Raw genomic sequence first — 25,238 nt, forward strand, 5'->3', positions numbered from 1 at the left:
ACCGCTGGTCAAAACGAACGCTAACAGAGTGTGCGCTGCAACAACAACTGGCGACCGACCCGGATTATCTTGTCCCGAGGACAAGCCGGAACAGGCTGTCGATGAGGTGGCGCGTGTCGTCGCAACGGGAGGAAAGGGTGATGGGGAAGATCGTCTGTTTCGGAGAACTGTTGTTGCGGCTGGGTGCGCCGGGTCGGCAGGTGTTGCTGCAATCGCCCGTCCTCGACGTGCATGTCGGTGGCGCGGAGGCGAACGTGGCCGTGTCGCTGGCGAGGTTCGGCCATGATGCAGGGATGGTGGGGCTGGTCGCCGACAACGCGCTTGGCGAGGCGGCACTGGGCGAGCTGCGCAGGCATCGCGTGGATACCTCGGCCGTGCAGCAGGCGCCGGGCCGGATGGGCCTGTACTTCCTCACGTCCGGCGCCATCCATCGGCCGAGCGAGGTGCTCTATGACCGTGCCGATTCTGCGTTCGCGCGCGCCGGCGGCGGTCTGCATGATTGGGCTGCATTGCTCGATGGTGCGGACTGGCTGCATGTGTCGGGCGTGACGCCGGCCCTCGGCCAGCAGGCCGCCGATGGCGTCCTTGATGCAGTGAAGGCGGCGCGCGCGACGGGCGTGAAGGTCTCGTTCGATGGCAACTTCAGGCCGAAGCTGTGGGAAGCGTGGGGCGGTGATGCGCCGACGATCCTGCGTGGCCTGATGGCCGAGGCGGACATCCTGTTCGCCAGCCACCGCGACCTGCAGGTCGTGCTGGGCCTGGATTTCCCGCAGGCGACGCCGCAGGAACGTTTCGCGGCGGGCGCCGCCGCCGCGTTCAAGGCGTTTCCTCATCTGCGCCAGATGGCCGCGACGGTCCGGGTGCAGCGCAGCGTCGACCATCACGCGTTGTCGGCCATCACCGCGTTGCGCGATGGCGCGCTGCATGTCACCCCGGCCTATGAGGTCTCGCCCATCGTCGATCGCATCGGGACCGGCGACGCATTCGCTGCCGGCGTGCTGCATGGTGGCCTGGCCGGCATGGCAAGCGCCGACGCGCTGCATTTCGGTGTGGCGGCGGCCTGCCTGAAGCATTCGCTGCCGGGCGACTTCAATCTTGTGGGCGCCGCCGACGTGCAGGCGTTCCTTGGCGAGAACAGCCTGGACGTGAAGCGCTGAGTGTCCGGCAGCATCAGGGAATGTTGCGTTGCGACATTCCCGGACGCAGGAAAAACTATCGTTTGAAGATGCCGGCGCGGGGTTTGCCCCCCGCCTGTTTGCCGCAGACTGCGCGCCATGATGAGCGCCGTCCATGCGTAGCAAACTGTTCGTCCCCGGAAGCCGCCCCGCCTTGTTCGCCAAGGCGCTGGCCAGTGATGCCGACATGCTGTCGCTCGACCTCGAGGACGCAGTGGCCGAGGCCGACAAGCAGGCAGCGCGCGCGCAGGTGGTGGCGCTGCTCCGCGATGCGCCGCATCGCGCTGCGGGCAAGCAGGTGGTCGTCCGCGTGAATGCGTGGAGCACCGCAGCGTGGGAAGCCGATCTGCGCGCGATCCTCCCGCTGGATATCGACCTGCTCAATCTTCCGAAAATCGAATCGGCGGAACAGCTCAGGCAGGCCGTGGCCGAGATCGAAGCGATCGAGGTGCGCCTGCCTTCGCGCAGGGCGGTCGGGTTGCTGGTCAACATCGAGACGCCGCGAGCGCTGCGGCATGCGGTGGCCATCGCGAAAGCGCATCCCCGCGTGCGCGGTCTGCAACTGGGGCTGGGCGACCTGTTCGAGCCCCATGGCATCCGCCGCGATGATCTGCGCAACGTGCACACGACCCAGTACGCATTGCGCCTCGCGGCGGCGGAGGCGGGTGTATTCGCCTATGACGCGGCCTTTCCGGGGCTGGACGACGAGGCGGGCTTCCGGGCCGAAGCGGAGAGCGCACGTGCGCTCGGCTATCTGGGCAAGAGCTGCGTGCATCCGCGCCAGGTGGCGTGGGCCAATGCCGTGTTCGCGCCGTCCGAAGGCGAAATCGAAGCAGCCCGACGCACGGTCGATGCTGCGGAGCATGCAGGCGAAGGCGCCTTCGCGGTAGACGGGCGCATGGTCGATGCGCCGTTCCTGGCGCGCGCACGCGCGGTCCTGGCCATGGCAGAACGGGGGCGGGCGTGACGCACGCGGCGGGCACCGGTGCCGGCGTGGCGGCGCTGGTGCGTCGCATGGGCAGGCTGATGGCGCTGTTGCCGCTCTTCATGCTCGGCACCGCGTTGTTGCCGGCGCACGCGGAAAGCCTTGCCGGCGTGAGCCAGTCTTCCGTGCCGGCACCGCCAGCCGAGGTACGCGCGCTGCATACGGTGGGGCCGCACCTTGTGGCCTTCTCGGATGCCGGGGCGTGGTACTGGATATCCGCCGAGAAGCAGTGGCGCGCCGTGGCGCTACCGCCGGATGCCGACGCCGCTGGCTGGCAGAACGCGGCCATCGGGCGGCTCTACCAGGTACGCCCATCCTCGGGTGAATCCGCCGTGCGCGTGGTCGCGGAAGCGACCTTCGCGGACGGGCGGCTCGCATTGCGTGATCTGCCGCAGTTCCCGCTTCCGCTGGCAAGGCTGCGCCTGGCGGAAGGCGCTGGCGTGCTGCATGTCGTGGGGCAGGACGAACTGGGCGTCAATCACGTGTTCCGGCGAAGGCTGGACGCTGCAGCGGGAACGGCCTGGCAATCCATACCGGCCTGGGGTGGCGACGGTGCCGCGGACACGCTGGTCGCGCAGCGCGGTGAACTGGTCGTCACCATTGCTGCCGAGAGCGGCGACGCCTTGTGGCGCTGGTCCGTGGACCACGGGTGGCAGGCATTGCCGCCGGTGCCGGGCAGGGTACTGACGGCAGACGGCGCGCGCGCGGTAGGCCAGGCGCACGTGCTGTACCTGCTGAAGGCCGATGCGGCCGGTGCACGGGCGCCACGCCTTGCGACCTTCCACACGGTCACGCGCGCGTGGGCGGACCTGCCTGCGCCGACCGGCACGATGCCTGCGCCGGTCACCGCGTGGGGTGACGGCTTTGCCGGTGCCGACGCATCGCTTGGCGCGATCCGGATGGTGGAAGTCTCTGCGCGCAGCCATCTGCTGACGTGGCTGGACTGGCTGGTGATCGTGGTCTACCTGGCGGCGATGGTCGGCATCGGCATGTACTTCTACCTGCAGGAGAAACGTGCTTCCACCGCGGACTTCTTCGTGGGTGGGCGCAGCATTCCGTTCTGGGCGGCGGGCGTGAGCCTGTACGCCACCAACACCAGTTCGATCAGCTTCATCGCCATTCCGGCCAAGGCATTCGAGACGAACTGGCAGTACCTCACCAACAACCTGATCGCGGTGCTCGGCCTGATGTTCGTCGCGGTCTGGATCGTGCCGCTGCTGCGCCGGCTGGACCTGATGTCGGTGTTCTCCTATCTGGAGAAGCGGTTCCACCCGGCCATCCGCATGCTGGCCAGCGCGCTCTGCATCGCCATGCAGATCGGCAGCCGCATGAGCGTGATCCTGTTCCTGCCCGCGCTGGCCATCGCGACCATCACCGGCGTGGACGTGGTGTGGAGCATCCTGATCATGGGGGTGTTCACCATCCTGTACACCACGCTGGGCGGCATGAAGGCGGTCATCTGGACCGACTTCGTGCAGGTCTTCGTGATGTTCGGCGGCGCGATCTTCGCCATCGGGTTCATCATCTACCACCTCAATGGAGGCGTGCCGGAGCTCGTGCAGGTCGCCATGGCGGAAGACAAGACACGCCTGTTCGATTTCAGCTTCGACCTCACCAAGGCCACGGTCTGGGGCTTCATCTTCCTGGTCCTGTTCGACGTGGTGCTGACCTTCCCGAAGGACCAGGTGCTGATGCAGCGCGTGCTGTCCACCAAGTCGGACAAGGAAGCGGGGCGTTCCATCTGGACCTTTGCGGCGATCATGGTGCCCGGTGGATTCTTCTTCTACGCCATCGGCACGGCGCTGTACGTGTACTACCAGTCGCACCCGGAGCGGATGAATCCGCTGCTCCCCCTCGACGCCACCTTCCCCCTGTTCATCGCCGCCGAGCTTCCGATGGGCGTGACCGGCCTGATCATCGCCGGCATCTTCGCCGCCGCGATGTCCACGCTGTCCAGCATCATCAACAGCGTCTCCACCCTGGCATCGGTCGACTTCTACGAGAAATTGGCCAGGAACCCCACGCCGAAGAAGAGCGTGCTGTTCGCGGAAATCATGGGCGTACTGGTCGGCCTGCTCGGCATCGGCATCGCGCTGCTGCTGTCGCGCTACGACATCCATTCCCTGTTCGACGTGTCGATCGAACTGGCGGGCCTGCTGGGCGGTGGCTTCGCGGGTGCCTACACGCTGGGCATGTTCACCCGGCGCGCCAATGCGCAGGGCGTGGCGATCGGCATCGCCGGCGCCATCGTGCTGACGCTGCTGATCTGGTCGATGGACCTGGTGCATCCCTACTTCTACCTCGGCATTTCGATCCTGCTCTGCATCGTCATCGGCTATGCCGCCAGCTGGCTGTTCCCCCCACCGGCGCAGTCGCTGAGCGGGCTGACCATCCACCGCCAGGATGCGGTGGGCGCGACGCGCTGATGGCGCATGGGCCATATGTCCCATCGTCGCGTGGCCTGCCCTCGTGTAGCCTGAGGGCGACAAGGGGAGGCGCGTGGATACCCAGTTCCTGAATACGTTCGTGGTGGTGGCCGACCGCGGTTCGATGGCCGCGGCCGCGCGCGTGCTCAACATCACGCCGGCGGCCGTGGCGCAGCAGATCCGCACCCTCGAACGCGAACTCGGTGCGCCGCTCATCGCGCGTGCCGGCCGCACCGTCAGCCTGACCGAAGAGGGGTCGCGCATCCTGCAGCGCGCGCGCGACCTGCTGCGTGACGTGGCCGACATGCGCAGCGTCGCCAACGACAGCGAAGTCTCCGGCGAACTGCGCCTGGGCGCGTGCCCCACGGCGCTCGCCGGCATGTTGCCGGACATCCTGGCGCGGATGGTCGACAAGTTCCCGCAGATCAACGTCTACATCCGTCCGGGCTATTCGGCCGAGCTGTACCGCGCGGTGGAAACCGGCGAACTCGATGCGGCGCTGGTATTGCAGGCGCCGTACAACCTGCCCAAGACCTGTGATTGGCAACTTCTGCGCGAAGAGCCGCTGGTGATGATCGCGCCGGCGCGCATGACGGGCCGGGACCCGCACGACCTGCTGCGCGAGGAGCCGTTGATCCGGTACGACCGGAATCAATGGGGCGGACGGGTCGCAGACGACTACCTGCGCCGCGCCGGCATCGTGCCGCGCGAGCGCTTCGAACTGAACGGCCTGAACGCCATCGCCGTGATGGTGGACCGCGGCCTGGGTGTATCGCTGGTGCCGGACTGGGCGCGTCCGTGGCCGGAGGGCCTGGATCTGGTCCGCATCCCGCTGCCGCTGGCGAGTGAACCCCGGCGGATCGGCATGGTGTGGTCGCGTTCCACGGTGCGCATCCGCCTGGTCACCGTGCTGCTGCAGGAGAGCCGCGTCGCCACCGGGCAGGCCTGATCGCCGCGCGATGTTGCAGTGCACGCTACAAAAACTAGCCTGTGAACATATCCGCGGGCGATTCTTCCGTGACGGCCGTCCACCTAGGCTTTGAGCATCGTCGGGTTCAAGCGTCTGGGAGGAACGCTGGGCACGCCGGCCGTCCCTGGCGGCCTTTCTTGCACGCACATCCCTGTCACGGAACGGTCGCCTGCTGTGCCGCCGTGCCGTCCACCGAAGCATTCCGAGAACTGACCATGAAACAGGTACCCGCCGCATTCGGCGTTTTCCTGCTGGCTGCCGCCGTCAGCGCCAGCGTCCAGGCCCAACAGAACACCCCGCTGCCGCAGGACGCGCCAGCCGAAGAAGAGCGGGCGAAGGATGCCGTCGACCTGGACCAGGTGATCGTGACGGGTGTGCGTTCGGCAAAATCCGTCGACAAGATCCCTGGCGCAGTTTCGCTCGTGACCAAGGAGGAGATCGCGCACACCCTGCTGATGACAGACGACGCGACTGCTGTGCTCGCACGCACCGTGCCGGGCTACGCCGAGGCGTCCCAAGCGATGAGCAATAGCGGTGAGACCCTGCGCGGCCGGGTGGCATTGCGCCTGTTCGATGGTGTGCCACAGGGCTCGCCGCTGCGCGATGGAAGTCGCAACGCCACCTTCACCGACATGGGCATCGTTGGGCGCGTTGAAGTGATCAACGGGCCCTCGGCGTCCGAAGGCATTGGCGCGGCGGGAGGCATCATCAACTACATTTCCACGGTGCCAACCAAGGAAGGCAACGAGTTCCGTCTGCTGACGCGCTACTCGACCCAGTTCAAGGACGACAGCGCCGGCTGGAAGGTTGGCATGAATTTCGCACGCAAGCAGGACAACTACGACATGGTGGTCGGCGTCTCGCGCATCGATCGCGGCATGGGCTACGACGCCAATGGCCTGCGCTTGGGGATGAACACGAGTGGTTCAGTCAGCGACTCCGAAGCGCGCAACCTGTTCTTCAAGGGGGGCATCAACTTCGGCGAGGATCTGGAGAAGCGCCTGCAGCTCAGCTACAGCGATTTCAAGATCGAGGGCAATGGAAACTACGTCCAGGTCGACGGTTGTCGCTACGAACCGGGTTGGTGTGAAAACCCGAGCCCAAACACCTCTGAACGCGGCCATCTATTCGGTACAAAGGCCGAGTTCAATGACTTCACGCAGGTCAACGTGCTGTATACCGACGCCAATTTCTTCGGCGGCACGCTGAGTCTGAATGCCTACTGGGCCGACCAGGCCATGCGCTATCCGGCGGAGAACGGCAGTGATCGTCAGGATCCGCTGATCCCCCCCAACGGCCCTGATGGCCTGATCTGGGATCAGTCCGAAATCAACTCCGACAAGGTAGGCTTCCGCCCGTCGTGGACGCGAGGCGAACTATTCGGGGTCGAAGGCCTGGAGCTGCGCACCGGGGTCGATTGGGTGCGCGACGAGGCCGACCAGCGATTGGCACTGACCAATCGCCTGTGGGTGCCCCCCATGGAGTACGAAAGCGTCGCACCCTATATGCAGCTGAGCTATGACATCGGACCGGTGACCTTGAGCGGCGGCTTCCGTCGCGAGGATGGCGAGCTGACAGTCAACGACTATACGACCACCTGGTATCGTGATCGCCGCTTCGTACAAGGCGGCAAGCTGAGCTATCAGGAGAATCTGGTCAACCTGGGCGCGATCTGGCGCATCACCGACCAGTGGTCCGTGTTCGGTGCCTATGGGGAGGGATTCGGCCTGCCCAATGTCGGTATCCCGCTGCGTAACATCTCCTGCCCTGACGATCCCAATGACACCAAGCCCGATGGCTGCCCCGGTGATCCGCTGGCCACTGTCGACTCCACCTTCCAGGAACTGAAGGCCGTGGTGGTCGACAACCGCGAGTTCGGCATCAACTGGCGCGGCGCGAAGACGTCGTTCAGTGCTTCGCACTACGACTCGCGGTCGAAGCTGGGCTCCTCCTACGTGATCGATCCGATCACGGAGGACTACATGCTGTTCCGTGCCCCAACCCGCATCAAAGGCTTCGAGTTTTCCGGTGACTGGAACGTCAATGACGCCTGGAAGCTCAGCGGTGTCTACTCACGCATCCGCGGCAAGACGTCGTTCTGGACGGAGGATCCGGAAGGTCGCTGGGGTGCGGGTCCGCTGAACAAGCCCATCGGTGCCCTGGACGTGAACCCGGACAAAATCGCGCTATCCGTGCGCTGGAAGTTCTCGGAAGCCGGCGACGCAACCCTAGGGTCGACTACGCTGCTGTCGCGTGATCTTTCCGGAAGCGATACACGGCCATACGACAACCGTGACTTCTCCTATGAAGAGCATACGACGGGTTACACCCTGTTCGATCTGGGCATGAACTATCGAGTGCAGAATGTCGGTCGCTTCTCGCTGGGTATCGAGAACCTGACCAACAAGCAATACATCCTGACGTGGTCGCAAGTGCCGGGCTGGCGCAATTATTGGGCGGGCCGTGGGCGCATGTACTCTTTCACCTACGAGTACACGTTCTGAACCATGATCCACTGATGCCGGCTTTTCCCCATGCCGTGTCCGCCCGCGCCGCATCCATCTGGAGGCGGCGTGGCGTGCGAATCGCTGTCGGCCTGACTCTGGTCGCATTCGCGGCAGGTTGCACAACGCCCCTGCATGCCTCGTCTTCCGGAAGCGACGCCGTGCTGGATTCCCTTCTCGCCGGTGCCGTCGGCGAGAAGGACTATTTGGGTGCGGTGGCGATGGTGTCCCTGAAGGACGTCATCGTCTACCACGGCGCGCTTGGTCATGCCGACGCGACCGGGAAGGAACCCCTGCGCGAAGACGCGATCTTCCGCATCTATTCCATGACCAAGCCCATCACCTCGGTGGCGGCGTTGATGCTGGTGGAAGAGGGCAGACTGCGGCTGGATGATCCGGTCGCACGTCATTTGCCCGAATTCGCCGATCTGCAGCGCGTGGCGGGTGGCGACGAAGCGAAGCCGCACCTGATGGCGGTGCTTCGCCCCCTGACCGTGCGCCATCTGTTGACCCACACGGCAGGCTTCGCCACGGGCGGCGACGATATCCGGGTGGCGTCGGCATTGCTGCAGCAACAGGCGCCGGAAGACGCGGAAGATCTGGCGGGCTACGCACGCCGTGTCGCACGCGCGCCGCTGGCCGCTGAACCCGGTACCCGGTTCCGGTACGACGGCGTCAACAGCGAAGTACTGGCGCGGGTCATCGAGGTGGCCAGTGGAATGTCGTTCGACGTATTCCTGCAGGCGCGGATCTTCGCGCCCCTCGGCATGCGCGACACCGGCTTCCAGGTGCCGGCATCGCAGCGCGGGCGCATCATGGCGCTGACCACGCGCAACGCCGAGGGTCATCGCGTGCTGGCGGATACGCCTTCCGCGCGTGAGCCGGGCATTCCGCTGCGTGCCTACCACAGCGGCGCGGGCGGCCTGTACTCGACCGCCGCCGATTACCTGCGCTTTGCGCGCATGCTGGCCAACGGCGGGGAACTGGATGGCATCCGCCTGCTCCAGGCATCGACCGTGGACCAGATGATGCAGGACCAGCTCGCGCGCTTCGATCCGCCTGTCGCCTACCCGGAAGCGGGCGAGGGCTTCGGTCTGGGCGGCTACGTGGTCACCGATACGGCGAAGAGCACGCGACCCGGCTCGCACGGGCAGTTCGGCTGGTCCGGCGCGGCGTCCACCTGGTTCACCATCGACCGTAGCCGCGGACTGGTGATCGTGCTGATGTCGCAGCACCTGCCGACGGATGGCGCCCCCGCGCTGCCGAAGATGGCGGCGCCGTTCTACCGGCAGGTCCATTCAACGGTGTCGCCATGACGGCGCCGGTACTGGTAGCCGGTTCGGCCAACCTGGATTTCGTTGTCCGCGCGCCGCATGTGCCCGCGCCGGGCGAAACCGTGCTTGGCCGCGATTTCGCCACCTTCCCCGGAGGCAAGGGCGCCAACCAGGCGGTGGCCTGCGCGCGCGCGGGCGGCGTGGCGACGCGCATGCTGCTGGCCCTCGGCGATGATCCCTACGCCACCGTGCTGGAAGCGGCGCTGGCGGATGCGGGCGTGGCAACACACATCGTCCCCGTGCCTGATGTGGCCAGCGGCACCGCCTTCATCTGCCTGTCCGACGATGCGGAAAATGCGATCACGGTGGCCCCGGGCGCAAACGCGGCCCTGCGTCCGCACCATCTGCCGTCCCTCTTCGGCGTCACCCACCTGCTGCTGCAGCTCGAAACGCCACTGGATGCCGTGGCGAGCTTCGCGCACGTGGCGCACGCCGCCGGCGTGCACGTGCTGCTGAACGCCGCGCCCGCCACCGCGCTTCCGCCCTTGTTGCTGCAGGACGTCGACCTGCTGGTGGTCAACGAAGGCGAACTCGCCGCGCTTGCCGGTCCCGGCACGCTGGTCGCGCAGATGTCGCGCCTGCCGGTGCCGTGCGTGGTCGCCACGCTGGGCGCCCGCGGCTGTGTCGCCAGGCGCGGGGGCGAACTGTTCCTGCAGCCGGCGTTCCGCGTCGATGCCGTCGACACCACGGCCGCGGGTGATACGTTCTGCGGTGCGCTCGCCGCCCGGCTGGCGCAGCATGCACCGCTGGCGGACGCGCTACGCTTCGCCAGCGCGGCATCGGCCCTGGCATGCACGCGCCTGGGTGCGCAGGCCAGCATCCCGGCACGCGACCAGGTCGATGCATGGCTGGCCACGCAGGTCGATGCGCCCGACCACAAGGCTGCCCTTGCCGCGTATTGCGGCATCCCCGATTCCGATTGAAAGACCCATCCCATGAACTCCCCCACGTCCCCCGATCCTTCCGACGTACCGGACGCCGCCGACGCGCTGCCATCGCCGGTGAAGACCGAGTACAAGTTTTCCCACGTCACCACCCAGCGCTACCTGCCCACGCCCGGCAAGGCGCCGGGCTGGCCGTTCGCCGACATCGGCCAGTGGAAGATCGATGCCAACGCCTCGGCCGACGATTGGGTGGCCGAGCTGAAGGACTGGCGTCGCGAACACCTGACCCGCATCGGCTACGACGACGCCAACTACCGCCGGCCGGAGCTGCAGTGGGCGCAGCGCAACTTCGTGCATGCGCAGGTCATGGTCGAGGATCGGTATCTCTACGACCCTGTTGCCGGTCGCTACACCGTTGATCGCTATCTGGACGATCTGGAAGCGCGCTTCGGCGGCCTGGACAGCGTGCTGTTGTGGTGCGTGTATCCCAACATCGGCGTGGATGACCGCAACCAGTTCGATTTCGCGCGCAGTCTGCCCGGCGGGCTGGAGGCGCTGCGTGGCGCCATCGACGATTTCCACCGTCGCGGCGTGCGCGTGTTCCTCACCACCATGCCGTGGGACAACGGCACCCGCGACGAAGGCGATCCCGACTGGCAGGCCATCGCGAAGATCGTCAAGGCGGTCGGCGCGGACGGCATCAACGGCGATACCTACAACGGCGTGCCGCGCGCGTTCTTCGACGCCTGCGATGCGCTGGGCCATCCGGTGGTGGTGCAGCCGGAATCCACGATCAGCGCCGAGGAGCACCTGATCTGGAACGTGCAGAGCTGGGGCAAGAAGGCGCCGAACGAAGTCGTGCCGCCGGTGGCGAAGTTCAAGTGGCTGGAACCGCGCCACATGATCAACTACGAGAACCGCTGGGGCCGCGACCGCAACCACGACCTGCAATACATCTTCTTCAACGGTGTGGGCTACAACGCGTGGGAGAACGTCTGGGGCCTGTGGAACCAGTTGACCTCGCGCGATGCCGAATCGCTGCGCCGGATCGCCGCGATCTACCGCCGCTTCCCATCATTGCTGGTCAGCCTGGATTGGCGCCCCTACGAGCGCACGCTGCAGGCCGGCATCTTCGCCAGCCGCTTCCCGGGCGAGGGCCGCACGCTGTGGACGCTGGTGAATCGCCACGAGTACGTGATCGCGGGTGAACAGCTTGCCGTGCCGCATGTGGACGGCACGCGCTACATCGACCTGTGGAACGGTATCCCGTTGTCGCCGCGCATCATCGATGGTCAGGCAATCCTGGAGACGACGCTGGAAGGCCGCGGCTTCGGCGCGCTGCTGGCGCTGCGCGACGGCGTGCAGGAAGAAAGTCTGGACGCTTTCCTGACGCAGATGGCGAAGCATGCCGCTACGCCGCTGGCATCGCTGTCCGCGCAATGGACCGCGTTGCCGCAGACCCTGCAGGAGATCGCGCCGACCAAGCCGCACGCTGTCGCACCCGACGGCATGGTGACGGTCCCGGCGGGCGAGTTCCTGTTCGCCGTGCAGGGCATCGAGATCGAAGGACAGGTGTGGGAGGGCGTCGACGTGCAGTTCCCTTGGGAGCCGACCGCGCGTCGCCACCATCGCCATCGCATGCAGGTCGCGGCGTTCCACATCGACCGCCACCTGGTGACGAATGCGCAGTTCAAAGTATTCATCGACGCCACCGGTTATGTGCCGCGCGACGCACAGCACTTCCTGCGCGACTGGCGCAACGGTTCGCCGCAGGCCGGCTGGGAGAACAAGCCCGTCACTTGGGTGTCGCTGGAAGATGCGCGCGCCTATGCGGCGTGGGCGGGCAAGCGGCTGCCGCACGGATGGGAATGGCAGTACGCGGCGCAGGGCACGGACGGCCGCCTGTATCCGTGGGGCGATGCCTGGCGCGACGATGCCGCACCGCCGGTATTCCGCGGCCGCACCTTGCCGCCGCCGGCCGACGTCGGTGCGTATCCTGCCGGCGCCAGCCCATTCGGCGTGATGGATCTGGTGGGCCATGTATGGCAGTGGACCGACGAGTTCCACGACGAGCACACGCGCGCCGCCATCGTGCGCGGCGGCAGCGACTACGAGCCGCGCACCTCGCACTGGTACTTCCCGCAGGCCAAGCGGCTGGACCAGCACGGCAAGCTGCTGCTGATGGCGCCGGGCAAGGACCGCTCCGGGCGTATCGGCTTCCGTTGCGTGGTGGATGCCGCATGACGACGACCACCACCGCGGCCGGGTCGTCCTCCGTCGTGCTTGGCGGCATCCTCGGCGCAGCCCTCGATGCCAACCTGCGTGGCCGCCTCTCGCACTTCATCACCGCGCCGGACAGTCCCGCCATCGTGCTGTTCTCGCCCGAGCATCGCGCGCGAAACACCGAAGGCGACTGGTACGGCGAGCACGCCGGCAAATGGCTGTCGGCCGCGGCCCGCGCCTACGCCCGCAGCGGCGATGCGGCGTTGGGGGAGAACCTGCGTGGTGTCGCCGACTACCTGCTCTCCGTGCAGGAAGCCGACGGCTACCTGGGCACCTACGCGGAAGAACGCCGCTTCACCCATCCTCAGCCGCCGAAGCCGCTGAGCTGGGATGGCGCACCGGCGCTGCGCACCTGGGACATCTGGGTGCATGCCTACCTGATCCTCGGCCTGGTCGAAACCGCGCGCGCGTTGCACGACCCGCGCTACACGCGGGCCGCCGAACGCATCGCCGACCTCTGCGCGCAGGCACTGGCCTCCGGCATCGACATCACCACCCTCGGCAACCATCACGGCATGTCGGCCACCGTGCTGATGGACGCGGCCCTGGAACTGCACGAAGAGACCGGCGACCCACGCTTCCTCGCGCTGGCGCGCCAGGTGCTGGAGCAGGCGAACGCGCACCCGGCGCTGCGCCTGCTGCCTGCGCTGGAAGCTGGCGCCGACGCCTCCGAGATCGCCACCGGCAAGGCCTACCAGTTGCTGTGGAACCTGGTCGCGCTGGTCAAGCTGTGCCGCGCCACGGGCGATGCCGGCTTGCGCGACGTGCTGGAGCGCATCTGGCAGAACATCCGCGAACACCACCTGACCCTCGGCGGCGGGCCCTGGGGCGGCGTCGCCCATCGTTCACGCGAAGTGTTCAACGCGCGCGGCAGCTTCAGCCCGAATGCCTACGTGGAAACCTGCTCGCTGCTGTCGTGGACCCAGTTCAACCGCGAACTGCTGCAACTCACCGGCGAGGCGCGCTTCGCCGAAGAGATCGAGCGCACCGCCTACAACGATCTGCTCGGTGCCCACGCGCCCAATGGCGAGGACTGGTGCTACTACTCGTTCCCGAACGGACGGCGCGTGCATACCACTTACTGGCGTTGCTGCAAGTCCAGCGGCGCGATGGCGTTGGAAGAACTGCCGTCCATCGCGTATACGCAGGCCGGCAATGCGGTGAGCCTCAATCTGTACGGGCCGGGCGAAGCGAGTCTGGTGCATCCGCGCGCGGGCGCATTGCGGCTGCGCCAGCACACCACGTATCCATTCGACGGTACCGTGTCGCTGCACGTCGAGCCGGAGCATGACGCCAGCTTCGAAGTGCGCCTGCGCGTGCCCTCATGGGCACAGGGCGCCACCGTCAGCGTGAATGGCGAGGCGGTGGACGCGGACGTGGTGCCCGGCACCTTCGCCAGCGTGACACGGCGCTGGAGCGCGGGCGACCTGCTGACCATCGTGTTCCCGCTGCGGCCGGTCCTGCACCACCACGCGCTGCGCAACGTGCAGGAGTCGCGCGCGCCGGACGGGGGTGAGGTCAGGCAGCAGGTGCTGGACCTGCGCTACGTCGGCCTGACGCGCGGTGCGCTGGTCTACGCCACCGAACTGATCGATGGCTTCAAGACCGAGGAGACCATCCGGCTGCCGGATGGCCCCCAGGACGATTGGCTGCAGGTGCTGCCCGTCAGCGACGGCGAAGATGGCGCGGGCATCGCCATGCAACTGGGGTATCGCGCGCCCCTGCTGTTCTGGCCCTACTACCGCGCGGGCGGCCGCGAGGATGGTGCATGGCGCCTCACCTGGCTGGCGTTGCCACCGGCATGAAGACACCGGCGCTCGCAATAATTTGTGGCAGAAGAAAATATGGCGGCTGGCTGTATCCGGCCCGCCGCGTGGCACAGACTTGTCGTTGCCGTCGCGGCGGCGGCTGAAGGAGGCTTCTTCCATGGACAACGCGTCTCCCTTCCGTTCGCGTCTTCGCCAGGGTCCGGCGGGGCCGCTCAGCGGCGTGAAGGTGCTCGACCTGAGCGCCTACATCGCCGGCCCCTACGGCTGCACGCTGCTGGCCGACCAGGGCGCCGACGTCATCAAGGTGGAGCCGCCGGACGGCGACAACCTGCGCCAGTACCCGTCCACCCTGGAGAAGGAGAGCCGGGCATTCCTCGGCGTGAACCGCAGCAAGCAGGGCGTGGTGCTGGACCTGAAGCAGCCCGCCGGGCACGCCGCGCTGCTGCGGCTGGTGCGCGAAGCCGACGTGCTGGTGCACAACTTCCGTCCCAGCGTGCCGAAGCGGCTCGGGATCGACTTCGACCGTCTGTCGGTGATCAATCCGCGCCTGATCTACTGCGCGGTCACCGGCTATGGCGAGCACGGGCCGATGAAGGACAAGGCCGGCTACGACCAGGTGCTGCAGACCATGACCGGCATGTGCACGCTGCAGGGCAAGCGCGGCGGCGCCCCCGAAATCATCTACGGTTCCGTGGTGGACTACTATGCGGCCGCGCTGCTCGCCGCCGGCGTGTCGTCGGCGCTGTACGAACGCGAACGCAGTGGGCTTGGCCAGTTCGTCGGCGTGTCGCTGCTGCGCAGCGCGTTGACCATGCAGTCGGCGCGCATGATCTGGGCCGAAGGCGAGGCCCTGGACATCGGCCGCGACATGCGGTCCGGCGGCGTCACCGGCATCCATCCCGCCCGCGAGGGTTACCTGTACCTGTCCGCGAACACGCAGCGTTTCTGGAAGGCGCTGTGCCGGCTGACCGGGCTGGATGCACTGGCGGACGATCCACGCTACGACACCGTGCGCAAGCGTGCCCAGCACGCCGCCGGGATCGTGCCGCAGCTGCATGCGGCGTTGCAGGCGCGCAGCGCGATGGAGTGGGAAGCGCACTTCGGCGACGAGGTGCCCTGTGCGGCCGCGCGTCGCGTCGAGGACATGTTCGAACATCCGCAGGTGCTGGCCGAAGACATGGTGGCGGAGATCGCGCATCCCGTCGTCGGCAGCTACCGCGGCGTCACCCGGCCGATCGCGTTCGGTCGCACGCCCGGGCCAGCGCCATTCGCGGCGCCCACCTTCGACCAGGATGCGGAGTACGTGCTGGGTGCACCTGCGCCGCAGGCGCGCGACGCAGGCTGAGGCCAGGGCACGCCGCTTTACGCCGAATTTACGGCGGTGCGCGGGAAGCGCATGGCGGCTTTATGCAGGGCGGGACCAGACTTTCGCGGTCGGCGGAACGTCTTCCGCCTGGATCGCACCCATGTCTTCCTCCTCGCTCCTCCTGCGCAGGCCGATGCCTGCGCGCATCGCCGTTTCCACCGTCGCCGCCGGCCTGCTGCTGGCGATGGCGTCCACGGTGCAGGCCGCGACCTTCACCGGCTCCGGCGCACTCACCACCGACTATGTCTGGCGCGGCACCACCCAGACCCAGGGCGACCCGGCCGTGCAGGCCGGCTTCAAGGCCGCGGCCGACAAGGGCCTGTATGGCGCGGTGTGGGGCTCGAATGTCGAGTTCGCACCGGAAACCAAGGCCAGCAGTGAAATCGACGTCACCGTCGGCTGGGGCGGCGCGCTGTCCGACCACTGGGCGCTCGATGTCAACCTGACCCACTACCGCTATCCGTCCACCACCGTCGACCTCGACTGGACCGAGGCGATCGGCACGCTGACCTGGAAGCAGAACTACTGGGCGCAACTCGGTTACTCCACCGAAGCATTGGCCACCGATGAAGCCGGTGCGTATGCGCAGGTCGGCGCGAAGTTTCCGCTGAACGATCAACTCCGTATGGAAGCTGCTGCCGGCTACTACTGGCTGCACGACGTCTACGACGACAGTTACGCACATGCGCAGCTCGGCGCGGTGTGGGCGTTCAAGGCGCCGTTCGAGCTGCGGGTGACTGCGCACGCCACCGACAGCAGCGCCAAGACCCTGTTCCCGGGCCAGGCCGGTTCGCGCGTGGAAGCAGCACTGCAAGCCGCGTTCTGAGCACCGCCATGGTCACCGACTTCCTCCACCTGTTGCTGGCCCTGGCGGGCGTGCTCGCCGGCGCCGGCCTCCTGTTCCTGCTGATCACGCGGCGTGCGCGCATGCCGATGGATGACTCCCATGACTGAATTCCTCCTCGTCTTTGCGCTGGCCATCGCACTGGGCTGGCCGCTGGGCCGCTACCTGGCCGCGGTGATGCGCGGTGCGCCGATGCGCGGCGATGCACTGTTCGGCCGGATCGAGCGCCCGCTCTACCGCGTGCTCGGTGTCGATCCCGCGCAGGGCATGGGCTGGAAGGCCTATGCCAAGGCCTTCCTGTTGAGCAACCTGGTGCTCGGCCTGCTGGTGTGGATCATCTTCATGACCCAGGCCTGGCTGCCGCTCAATCCCAACGACGCGCCCAACATGCGCTGGGACCTGGCGCTGCACACCATGGTGTCGTTCCTCACCAACACCAACCAGCAGCACTACTCCGGCCAGGCGCAGCTGTCGTACCTGGCGCAGATGACCGGCATCGTCGGCCTGCAGGTGGTCACGCCGATGATGGGCTTGGCGCTGGTGGTGGCGACGTTGCGTGGACTGTTCGGTGGGCGCGGCAAGGACACCGTCGGCACCGCGGCGGAAACCGAACCCGACGTCGGCAACTACTGGGCCGACGTCCTCCGTCCGGCCGTGCGCGTGATGCTGCCGCTGTGCCTGCTGTGGTCGCTGCTGCTGACCTGGCAGGGCGTGCCATCCACGCTGCAGGGTGGTCCGGTGGCCACGCCGGTCGATGCTTCGGCGCAGATGGCGGAACAGAAGATCCCCCTCGGCCCGGTCGCACCGATGGTCGCCGTCAAGCAACTGGGCACGAATGGGGGCGGCTGGTACGGCCCCAACAGCGCCGTGCCGCTGGAAAACCCCACGCCGTTCTCCAACCTGCTGGAAACGCTGGCCATCATCCTCATTCCGGTCAGCATCGCCTTCATGGTCGGCAGCTTCACCGGGCGCCGCAGATTCACCGCGCTGGTGTTCGGCACCATGCTGACGATGTCGCTGGTCTCCGCCGGCGCGGCCGTGTGGTCCGAAAGCCTGTCCGGCACGTCCACCGACATCGCGCTGATGGAGGGCAAGGAAGTTCGCTTCGGCGCCGCGCCGTCCGCGCTGTGGGCGGCCTTCACGACGCAGACATCGAACGGCTCGGTCAATTCGATGCACGATTCGCTTGCGCCGCTGACCGGACTGGTGACGCTCGGCAACATGCTGGTGAATGCCATCTGGGGCGGCATCGGTTGCGGCCTGCAGCAGTTCCTCGTCTACCTGCTGCTCAGCGTGTTCCTGGCCGGCCTGATGACCGGTCGCACGCCGGAACTGTTCGGCCGCAAGATCGAAGCGCATGAAGTGAAGCTGCTGGCCGCGCTGGTGCTGCTGCAGCCACTGGTGCTGCTGGGCCTGACCGCCCTCACGCTGGCGGTGCCCTCGCTCACCGGCAACTCCAATCCGTCGTTCCATGGCATCAGCCAGGTGTTCTACGAGTACACGTCCGCGTTCGCCAACAACGGCTCGGGCTTCGAAGGCCTGGGTGATGCCACGTACTGGTGGAACCTGACCGCGTCGCTGGTGCTCGCGCTGGGCCGCTATCCCGCGCTGATCCTGCCGCTGGCCATCGCCGCCTCGCTCGCGCGCAAGCGCGCCGCACCCGACGGCCCCGGCACGCTGCAGATCGAAACCCCCACCTTCGCCCTGACGCTGATCGCCGTGGTCGTCATCCTGACCCTGCTGCAGTTCATGCCCGTGCTGGTCCTCGGCCCCATCGCCGACCACCTGGCCCTGAGCGCGCTCTGAGAACACCGACATGACCCACTCCCGCTCCTCCTCACGCCACGCCGGCCGTGCGCCGGCCCTGCTCGACCGTGCGGGTTTCCGCGCTGCCGTGATCGCCTCCTTCACCAAGCTGGCTCCGCAACACGCCTTCAGGAACCCGGTGATGGCCGTGGTCTGGCTGGGCACGCTGCTTACCGCTGCGCTCACGCTGGCTGGCAAGGCGACGCCCGGCACCGGCTGGGCGGTCACCGCCCTGTTGCTGATCACCGTGCTGTTCGCCAACTTCGCCGAAGCCATTGCCGAAGCGCGCGGCCGCGGCCAGGCCGCCTCGCTGCGGCGAGCCCGCAAGGACCTGGTCGCACGCCGCGTGGATACGCCGCTCGGCGGTGCCGAACGCCGCATGCCCGCCGCCGACCTGAAGCCCGGCGACTACGTCATCGTCTCGGCTGGCGAACAGATCCCCGCCGACGGCGAGATCGTCAAAGGGCTGGCGACGATCAACGAGTCCGCCGTCACCGGCGAATCCGCCCCCGTGCTGCGCGAGGCCGGCACCGACCGCAGCGGCGTGATCGGCGGCACCAAGGTGCTGTCAGACGAGATCGTGGTGAAGATCACCGCCGAGCCCGGGCACAGCTTCCTCGACCGCATGATCGCGCTGGTGGAAGGCGCCAACCGGCAGAAGACGCCGAACGAGATCGCCCTCGGCCTGCTGCTGATGACGATGACGCTGACGTTCCTGATCGTCGTCGTCTCGCTGCCCTTCATCGCCGGCTTCGTCGGCGCGAAGCTCGACCCGCTGCTGCTCGTCGCGCTGCTGGTCTGCCTCATTCCCACCACCATCGGCGGCCTGCTGCCGGCCATCGGCATCGCCGGCATGAACCGTGCGCTGGCCGCCAACGTGCTGGCCAAGTCCGGCAAGGCAGTGGAGGTGGCCGGCGATGTCGACGTGCTGCTGCTCGACAAGACCGGCACCATCACCCACGGCGACCGACAGGCCACGCTGTTCCACCCGCTGGCCGGCATCGATCACGCACAGCTGCGCGATGCCGCCATGCTGTCCTCGCTGGCCGACCCCACGCCGGAAGGCAAGTCCATCGTGCGCCTGGCGCGCGAGCAGGGCGCCACGCTCGTGGAACCGGCGCACGCGAACTTCGTCGCCTTCACCGCGCAGACCCGCATGTCCGGCGTGGACCTGGCGGGTGACGGCCCCGGCCGCGCACGCCGCATCCGCAAGGGCGCGTCCGACGCCATCCTGCAGCACGTGCAGGCATTGGGCGGCAGCGCGCCGGCCGAACTCACCGCACGCGTCGAGCAGGTCGCCCGCAACGGCGCCACCCCGCTGGTGGTCAGCGATGGCAACCACGTGCTCGGCGTGGTGGAACTCTCCGACGTGGTCAAGCACGGCATCAAGGAGAAGTTTGCCCACATGCGCGCCATGGGCATCCGCACGGTGATGATCACCGGCGACAACCCGCTGACCGCCGCCGCCATCGCCGCGGAGGCCGGCGTGGACGACTACATCGCCGAGGCGCGCCCGGAAGACAAGTTGGCGCGCATCCGCCAGGAACAGGCCGGGGGTCGTCTCGTCGCCATGGTCGGCGACGGCACCAACGACGCACCCGCACTGGCGCAGGCCGACGTGGGCCTGGCGATGAATTCCGGCACGCAGGCGGCAAAGGAGGCCGGCAACATGGTCGACCTCGATTCCGACCCGGCCAAGCTGCTGGAGGTCGTGGAAGTCGGCAAGCAGCAGCTGATCACCCGCGGTGCGCTGACCACGTTCTCGCTGGCCAACGACGTGTCGAAGTACTTCGCCATCCTGCCGGCGCTGTTCGCCGCCGCCATCCCTTCGATGGCCGCGCTCGACGTGATGCAGCTGTCCAGTCCCACCAACGCCGTGCTCGCCGCGCTGATCTTCAACGCCATCATCATTCCGCTGCTGATCCCGCTGGCACTGCGCGGCGTGCGCTTCCGCCCGGCCAGCGCCACCGTGCTGCTGCGCCGGAACATGCTGGTCTACGGCGTGGGCGGCGTGCTGCTGCCGTTCGCCGCCATCAAGCTCATCGACCTGTTGCTGGCCGCCGTGTTCGGCGCCTGAGGATTTGCCATGAATGCTTCCCGTCCTGTTTCCACACGCGGCCCGCTACGCCCGTCGCTCATGCTCGCCGCGGTCTCGCTGCTCGGCTTCGGCCTGCTGTACTCGTTGGCCGGCACCGGCCTGGGCCGCGCGCTGTTTCCCCACCAGGCCACCGGCAGCCTGATCGAACGCGACGGCCAGGTGATCGGCTCATCGCTGGTCGCGCAGCCGTTCGCCGATGACCGCTACTTCCAGTCGCGCCCGTCCGCCGCAAGCTACGACGTGATGGCGCTGGCCGGCAGCAACCAGGCCCGCACGAATCCGGATCTGCGCAGCCGTATCGATGAAGCGCGCGCCGCCGTCGCTGCGCGCGAGGGCGTGGCGCCCGATGCGGTGCCCGGCGACCTGGTGACCCAGTCCGGCGGGGGCATTGATCCGCATCTCTCGCCAACGGCAATCCGCATCCAGATCGCCCGCGTCGCGCGTGCGCGCGGTATCGAGGCGGCCGACGTCGAGCGCCTCGTCGCCGCGCACACCGAGGCGCCACAGTTCGGCGTACTGGGCGCGCCGCGGGTCAACGTGCTGCAGCTCAATCTTGCGCTGGATGCGGAGATGTAACGCTTCCTCGGCCCGCGCGCGGAGATGGAGGTATGCAGGCGATGTGCAACGGCAGCCTCCCTCTCCCCGCTTGCGGGGAGAGGGTGCCGAAGGCGGGTGAGGGGCAGACGGAGCCGCGGTCGCTGGCATTGCAAGGCGGATCGAGTGTCGGGAAACGACACGCACGCACGTGGAGATGCTTCGTGACTGGACAGAGCCCAGCCTCCGCTCGCCCCTCATCCGCCCGTTGGGCACCTTCTCCCCGCAGGCGGGGAGAAGGCATGGGTGTGCTTGCTACGAGCAAGGGTGATGCGACGAGGAGAATCGCCCCGCTTGCGAGCTTCTTCGGTGAGACAACACAGGAAGAACCCTCGCGCGCGAACCAGAAAGGTGTGGCATCAAGGCAGAAAGGTGAGGTGACGAAGAAAATTTCCCTGGCGTCACGGTTCAAAGGCTCGGCGACAAGGAAAATTTCCTCGCCCACGCACCGAAAAGGTGCGGCATCGAGGCGGATAAGTGAGACGACGAGGAATATTTCTTTCCGCGCAACGCTTTCAGGTGCGCTGACAAGGAAAAAGCATCCCGTACCCGAACCAGAAAGGTGCGACGCCAAGGCAGATAGGTGAGACGACGAAGCACGCAGGTGCTTCATGGAACAGAAAAGCCTCACGGCCAAGGAAAATTGCTTTGATGTCGAGGAACATTTCCTCGACGGCGATTTCCCGGGGCCAAGGGGCGAGGGCGCTGATGCCAAGGGCGGTTCCCGTGTCGCGACGGACGTTGCTCGTCCGCCTGCGTTTCCGTTTTCATATAACAGTTGAGAGCACACTATCCCCATGACCGACCCCCGCCACCGCCAGGCCGATGCCCTGATCGACCATCTGCAGCGCGAGCAGGGCGGGCGGCTGACGATCTTCCTGGGCGCGGCGCCGGGGGTGGGCAAGACCTACACCATGCTGTCGCGCGCGCGCGAACTGCGCCGCCAGGGCCGCGACGTGGTGGTGGGCATCGTGGAGACGCACGGCCGGGGCGAGACCGCGGCGTTGACCGAGGGGCTGGACATCCTGCCGCGCAAGCGCGTGGCCTACCAGGGCCGCTGGCTGGAAGAGATGGACCTGGATGCGCTGCTGGCGCGGCGCCCGCAGATCGCGCTGGTGGACGAGCTGGCCCACCGCAATGCGCCCGGCAGCCGCCACGAGCGCCGCTGGCAGGACGTGATCGAACTGCTCGACGCCGGCATCGACGTGCATACCACGATCAACATCCAGCACCTGGAGAGCCTCAATGATGTCGTGCACCGAATCACCGGCGTGCGCGTCAGCGAGACCGTGCCGGATGCCGTGTTCGACCGCCTGCGCGATATCGTGCTGGTCGATCTGCCGCCGCGCGAGCTGATCGAACGCCTGCACCAGGGCAAGGTCTACCTGCCGGAACAGGCATCGCAGGCGCTGCAGGCATTCTTCTCGCCGTCCAACCTGATCGCGTTGCGCGAACTGGCCATGCAGACCGCGGCCGACCGCGTCGACGCCGACCTGCGCGAAGATCAGGCCGCCCGCGGCCTGCCGGGCATGCCGCTGCGCCGGCGCGTACTGGTGGCGATCGACGGGCTGGGCCAGTCCGAGTACCTCGTGCGCGCCGCGCGCCGCATTGCCGAACGCCGCGACGCGCCATGGAGCGTGGTGACGGTGCAGGTGTCCGATGCGGTGGACGAGGCGCGCCAGCGCGAGATCGACCAGGCGTTCGCCCTCGCGCGCCGACTGGGGGCGGAGACCGATGTGCTGCGCGGCACGCGCATCGCCGATGCGCTGCTCGACCACGCCACCCAGAATGGCGCCTCCACGCTGGTGCTGGGACGCACGCGCGAGCGGCCGGTGGCGCGCATGTTCAACCGCACGCTGACCCAGCAGCTGCTGCAACGCGGCGCGCACTACGAACTGGTCATCATCAGCACGCCGGAGGCGCGTGCGCGTGCGCGTTCGCGTCGCGGCGGGACACGCCTGTCGGAGTTGCTGGGCCGGGACGACCTGGCTTTCGCCGTGGTGGCCTCTGCGCTGGCAGTCGGCGTGGCGGCGGTGGCAGAGCGCTGGGTGGGACTGGACGATCTGTCGATGGTGTTCATCGTGGCGGTGGTGCTGGTGGCGGCGCGCACGCGCATGACCGCCGCAGTGGTAGCCGCACTGCTGAGCTTCCTGGCCTACAACTTCTTCTTCATCGAGCCGCGCTTCACTTTCAACATCGGCGCACGCCAGGGCGTGACCACGGTGTTCCTGTTCCTGGTGGCCGCGCTGGTCGCCGGACGCCTGGCCTCGCGCTTGCGCATGCAGGTGGTGGCGTTGCGCGCGGCGAATGCGCAGGCCACCGCGCTACAGGCGCTGGCCCGCGACCTGGCCGGTGCGGCGGACCTGGGGCAGGTGCTGGCTGCCGGTCGCAAGGCGCTGGCGCGCGCGTTGTCCGCCGAGGCGTGGCTGCGCGTGCAGGGGCGCGAGGAACCGGACGGCGTCGCGTTGAGTGAGATCGACCGCGCCGCCGCCGACTGGGCGCAGCAGCATGGCCAGCCTACCGGACGCCATACCGACACGCTGGCCGGCGCGGGGCGCTGGTTCCTGCCGCTGCGGGGCGACCGTGGCAGCCTGGGGGTGCTGGGGCTGCGCTTCGACGACGACGTGCGGCTGCTGCCGGAGCAGCGCCGCCTGGCCGAGGCGATGGCCGAAGACATCGCCCAGGCGGTGGTGCGCACGCGGCTGGTGGCCGAACTGGAAGACGCGCGCGTCGGTGGCGAGACCGAGCGGCTGCGTTCGGCGCTGCTGTCGTCGGTCTCGCACGACCTGCGCTCGCCATTGGCCTCGATGATCGGCTCGGCCAGCAGCCTGGCCAGTTACTGGGACGCAATGGGTGGCGACGACCGGCGCACCCTGCTGGACACCATTCAGCAGGAAGGCGAGCGGCTGGACCGCTACATCCAGAACCTGCTCGACATGACGCGGCTGGGCCACAGCGGCCTCACCCTCAACCGCGACTGGATCGGCGTGGACGAACTGCTGGGGTCGGCGGTGTCGCGCCTGCAGCGCTATCAGCCGGACGTGCGCGTGCAGACCACGGTCGCCGCGGACGTGCCGGCGATCTGGGTGCACCCGGCGCTGATCGAGCAGGCGGTGTTCAACGTGCTGGAGAACGCAGCGAAGTTCTCGCCGCCGGACGAACCGGTGCAGCTCGACGCGAAGCTCGTCGATGGCGCGCTGCGCGTCGATGTGCGGGATCGCGGCCCGGGCATTCCGGAAGACGAACGCGCACGCATCTTCGACATGTTCTACAGCGTGGAACGTGGCGACCGCGGCCGCCACGGCACCGGGCTTGGCCTGGCGATCTGCCAGGGCATGGTGGGCGCGCATGGCGGCAGCGTGCAGGCGCTGCCGGGGCCGGATGGCCGCGGCACGGTGATCCGGATTACCCTGCCGCTGCTGACGCCCACGCCGCAGGAACCGGTTTGACCTACACCGCACCACAGCCCCCTGCCTCCGCGCCGCCGGCGCGCGTGCTGGTCATCGACGACGAACCGCAGATCCGCCGGTTCCTCGACATCAGCCTGCGCGCGCAGGGCTACCGGGTAGCGCTGGCCGACAGTGGACACGCCGGGCTGGCGGAACTGGCCGCGCACGGCGCCGACCTGGTGGTGCTGGACATCGGCCTGCCCGATCTGGATGGCCATGAGGTGCTGCGCGAGCTGCGGCAGTGGTCGCAGGTGCCGGTGATCATGCTGACCGTGCGCAGCGGCGAGGGCGAGAAGGTCGCCGCGCTGGATGGCGGTGCCAACGACTACGTCACCAAACCGTTCGGCGTGCAGGAACTGATGGCGCGCATCCGCGGCCTGCTACGCGCACGCATCGCCCCGGCGGATGCGGCGATGCCGCTGTTCGACGATGGCCACCTGCACGTGGACCTGGGCCGCCGCGAAGTGACGCTCGACGGCGAACCGGTGGTGCTGAGCCGCAAGGAGTTCGCCCTGCTCGCCCTGCTGCTGCAACATGCGGGCCGCGTGGTGACGCAACCGCAGATCCTGCGCGAGCTGTGGGGCCCCAGCCACCAGCACGACACCCACTACCTGCGCATCCTGGTGGGCAAGCTGCGGCAGAAGCTGCACGACGATGCCACCGCACCGCGCTACATCGCGACGGAGCCGGGGGTGGGGTTGCGCTTCGTGCCTGCACCCTGAGCCCACGGGAGCGAACACGACAATGGCGG

17 protein-coding genes are annotated in these 25,238 nt (G+C 67.8%); all 17 read left to right on the plus strand.

Features of this window, described 5'->3' with window-relative positions; all coding sequences use genetic code 11:
- The first annotated feature begins 140 nt into the window (after positions 1 to 140).
- The 17 genes from OY559_RS02850 (at position 141) to OY559_RS02930 (ending at position 25,209) form a co-directional block, all read left to right on the plus strand.
- Entirely contained in the window at positions 141 to 1,157 is a 1,017-nt protein-coding gene (locus OY559_RS02850) for a sugar kinase (protein WP_277728616.1), read from the plus strand.
- Positions 1,158 to 1,290: 133 nt separating this feature from the next.
- Complete coding sequence (locus OY559_RS02855) at positions 1,291 to 2,142, plus strand: HpcH/HpaI aldolase/citrate lyase family protein (protein WP_277728617.1); 852 nt, start codon at positions 1,291 to 1,293, stop codon at positions 2,140 to 2,142.
- Positions 2,139 to 4,586: a sodium:solute symporter family protein gene (locus OY559_RS02860; RefSeq protein WP_277728618.1), complete on the plus strand. Its 2,448-nt coding sequence runs from the start codon at positions 2,139 to 2,141 to the stop codon at positions 4,584 to 4,586. The genes OY559_RS02855 and OY559_RS02860 overlap by 4 nt, the downstream gene beginning before the upstream one ends.
- A gap of 73 nt (positions 4,587 to 4,659) precedes the next feature.
- Positions 4,660 to 5,535 (plus strand): LysR family transcriptional regulator, encoded by an 876-nt coding sequence (locus tag OY559_RS02865; RefSeq protein ID WP_277728619.1) that lies wholly within the window; start codon positions 4,660 to 4,662, stop codon positions 5,533 to 5,535.
- A gap of 236 nt (positions 5,536 to 5,771) precedes the next feature.
- Entirely contained in the window at positions 5,772 to 8,060 is a 2,289-nt protein-coding gene (locus OY559_RS02870) for a TonB-dependent receptor (protein WP_277728620.1), read from the plus strand.
- Between the two features lie 161 nt (positions 8,061 to 8,221).
- The gene (locus tag OY559_RS02875; protein WP_277728621.1) at positions 8,222 to 9,376 is read left to right on the plus strand and encodes a serine hydrolase domain-containing protein; all 1,155 of its coding nucleotides are present in this window, start codon (positions 8,222 to 8,224) and stop codon (positions 9,374 to 9,376) included.
- Positions 9,373 to 10,317, plus strand: a complete 945-nt coding sequence (locus tag OY559_RS02880) for a ribokinase (protein ID WP_277728622.1) — start codon at positions 9,373 to 9,375, stop codon at positions 10,315 to 10,317. The genes OY559_RS02875 and OY559_RS02880 overlap by 4 nt, the downstream gene beginning before the upstream one ends.
- Before the next feature lie 12 nt (positions 10,318 to 10,329).
- The gene (locus OY559_RS02885) at positions 10,330 to 12,522 is read left to right on the plus strand and encodes an SUMF1/EgtB/PvdO family nonheme iron enzyme (protein ID WP_277728623.1); all 2,193 of its coding nucleotides are present in this window, start codon (positions 10,330 to 10,332) and stop codon (positions 12,520 to 12,522) included.
- Positions 12,519 to 14,366, plus strand: a complete 1,848-nt coding sequence (locus OY559_RS02890; protein WP_277728624.1) for a glycoside hydrolase family 127 protein — start codon at positions 12,519 to 12,521, stop codon at positions 14,364 to 14,366. The genes OY559_RS02885 and OY559_RS02890 overlap by 4 nt, the downstream gene beginning before the upstream one ends.
- A gap of 121 nt (positions 14,367 to 14,487) precedes the next feature.
- On the plus strand, positions 14,488 to 15,675 hold the full coding sequence (locus tag OY559_RS02895) for a CaiB/BaiF CoA transferase family protein (RefSeq protein WP_277728625.1): 1,188 nt from the start codon (positions 14,488 to 14,490) through the stop codon (positions 15,673 to 15,675).
- A gap of 121 nt (positions 15,676 to 15,796) precedes the next feature.
- Positions 15,797 to 16,522 carry a TorF family putative porin gene (locus tag OY559_RS02900; protein ID WP_277728626.1) on the plus strand — a complete coding sequence of 242 codons (726 nt, stop codon included), beginning with the start codon at positions 15,797 to 15,799 and terminating at the stop codon, positions 16,520 to 16,522.
- A 120-nt stretch (positions 16,523 to 16,642) separates the two neighbouring features.
- The gene (gene kdpA / locus OY559_RS02905) at positions 16,643 to 18,346 is read left to right on the plus strand and encodes a potassium-transporting ATPase subunit KdpA (protein ID WP_277728627.1); all 1,704 of its coding nucleotides are present in this window, start codon (positions 16,643 to 16,645) and stop codon (positions 18,344 to 18,346) included.
- Positions 18,347 to 18,356: 10 nt separating this feature from the next.
- Complete coding sequence (kdpB, locus tag OY559_RS02910; protein WP_277728628.1) at positions 18,357 to 20,423, plus strand: potassium-transporting ATPase subunit KdpB; 2,067 nt, start codon at positions 18,357 to 18,359, stop codon at positions 20,421 to 20,423.
- A gap of 9 nt (positions 20,424 to 20,432) precedes the next feature.
- Entirely contained in the window at positions 20,433 to 21,020 is a 588-nt protein-coding gene (kdpC, locus tag OY559_RS02915) for a potassium-transporting ATPase subunit KdpC (RefSeq protein WP_277728629.1), read from the plus strand.
- Between the two features lie 629 nt (positions 21,021 to 21,649).
- Positions 21,650 to 21,820, plus strand: a complete 171-nt coding sequence (locus OY559_RS02920; protein WP_277728630.1) for a hypothetical protein — start codon at positions 21,650 to 21,652, stop codon at positions 21,818 to 21,820.
- A gap of 15 nt (positions 21,821 to 21,835) precedes the next feature.
- Complete coding sequence (locus OY559_RS02925) at positions 21,836 to 24,487, plus strand: ATP-binding protein (RefSeq protein ID WP_277728631.1); 2,652 nt, start codon at positions 21,836 to 21,838, stop codon at positions 24,485 to 24,487.
- The gene (locus OY559_RS02930; protein ID WP_277728632.1) at positions 24,484 to 25,209 is read left to right on the plus strand and encodes a response regulator; all 726 of its coding nucleotides are present in this window, start codon (positions 24,484 to 24,486) and stop codon (positions 25,207 to 25,209) included. The genes OY559_RS02925 and OY559_RS02930 overlap by 4 nt, the downstream gene beginning before the upstream one ends.
- Positions 25,210 to 25,238: the final 29 nt, after the last annotated feature.

This window comes from Pseudoxanthomonas sp. SE1 (assembly GCF_029542205.1).
In the GTDB taxonomy this organism is placed as follows: domain Bacteria; phylum Pseudomonadota; class Gammaproteobacteria; order Xanthomonadales; family Xanthomonadaceae; genus Pseudoxanthomonas_A.

What these genes read in the sequence shown, in the direction of transcription:
- OY559_RS02850 (WP_277728616.1), top strand. Translation starts at nt 141, where the DNA reads ATGGGGAAGATCGTCTGTTTCGGAGAACTGTTGTTGCGGCTGGGTGCG.
- OY559_RS02855 (WP_277728617.1), top strand. Translation starts at nt 1,291, where the DNA reads ATGCGTAGCAAACTGTTCGTCCCCGGAAGCCGCCCCGCCTTGTTCGCC.
- OY559_RS02870 (WP_277728620.1), top strand. Translation starts at nt 5,772, where the DNA reads ATGAAACAGGTACCCGCCGCATTCGGCGTTTTCCTGCTGGCTGCCGCC.
- OY559_RS02880 (WP_277728622.1), top strand. Translation starts at nt 9,373, where the DNA reads ATGACGGCGCCGGTACTGGTAGCCGGTTCGGCCAACCTGGATTTCGTT.
- OY559_RS02885 (WP_277728623.1), top strand. Translation starts at nt 10,330, where the DNA reads ATGAACTCCCCCACGTCCCCCGATCCTTCCGACGTACCGGACGCCGCC.
- OY559_RS02890 (WP_277728624.1), top strand. Translation starts at nt 12,519, where the DNA reads ATGACGACGACCACCACCGCGGCCGGGTCGTCCTCCGTCGTGCTTGGC.
- OY559_RS02895 (WP_277728625.1), top strand. Translation starts at nt 14,488, where the DNA reads ATGGACAACGCGTCTCCCTTCCGTTCGCGTCTTCGCCAGGGTCCGGCG.
- OY559_RS02900 (WP_277728626.1), top strand. Translation starts at nt 15,797, where the DNA reads ATGTCTTCCTCCTCGCTCCTCCTGCGCAGGCCGATGCCTGCGCGCATC.
- kdpA (WP_277728627.1), top strand. Translation starts at nt 16,643, where the DNA reads ATGACTGAATTCCTCCTCGTCTTTGCGCTGGCCATCGCACTGGGCTGG.
- kdpB (WP_277728628.1), top strand. Translation starts at nt 18,357, where the DNA reads ATGACCCACTCCCGCTCCTCCTCACGCCACGCCGGCCGTGCGCCGGCC.
- kdpC (WP_277728629.1), top strand. Translation starts at nt 20,433, where the DNA reads ATGAATGCTTCCCGTCCTGTTTCCACACGCGGCCCGCTACGCCCGTCG.
- OY559_RS02920 (WP_277728630.1), top strand. Translation starts at nt 21,650, where the DNA reads ATGGAACAGAAAAGCCTCACGGCCAAGGAAAATTGCTTTGATGTCGAG.
- OY559_RS02925 (WP_277728631.1), top strand. Translation starts at nt 21,836, where the DNA reads ATGACCGACCCCCGCCACCGCCAGGCCGATGCCCTGATCGACCATCTG.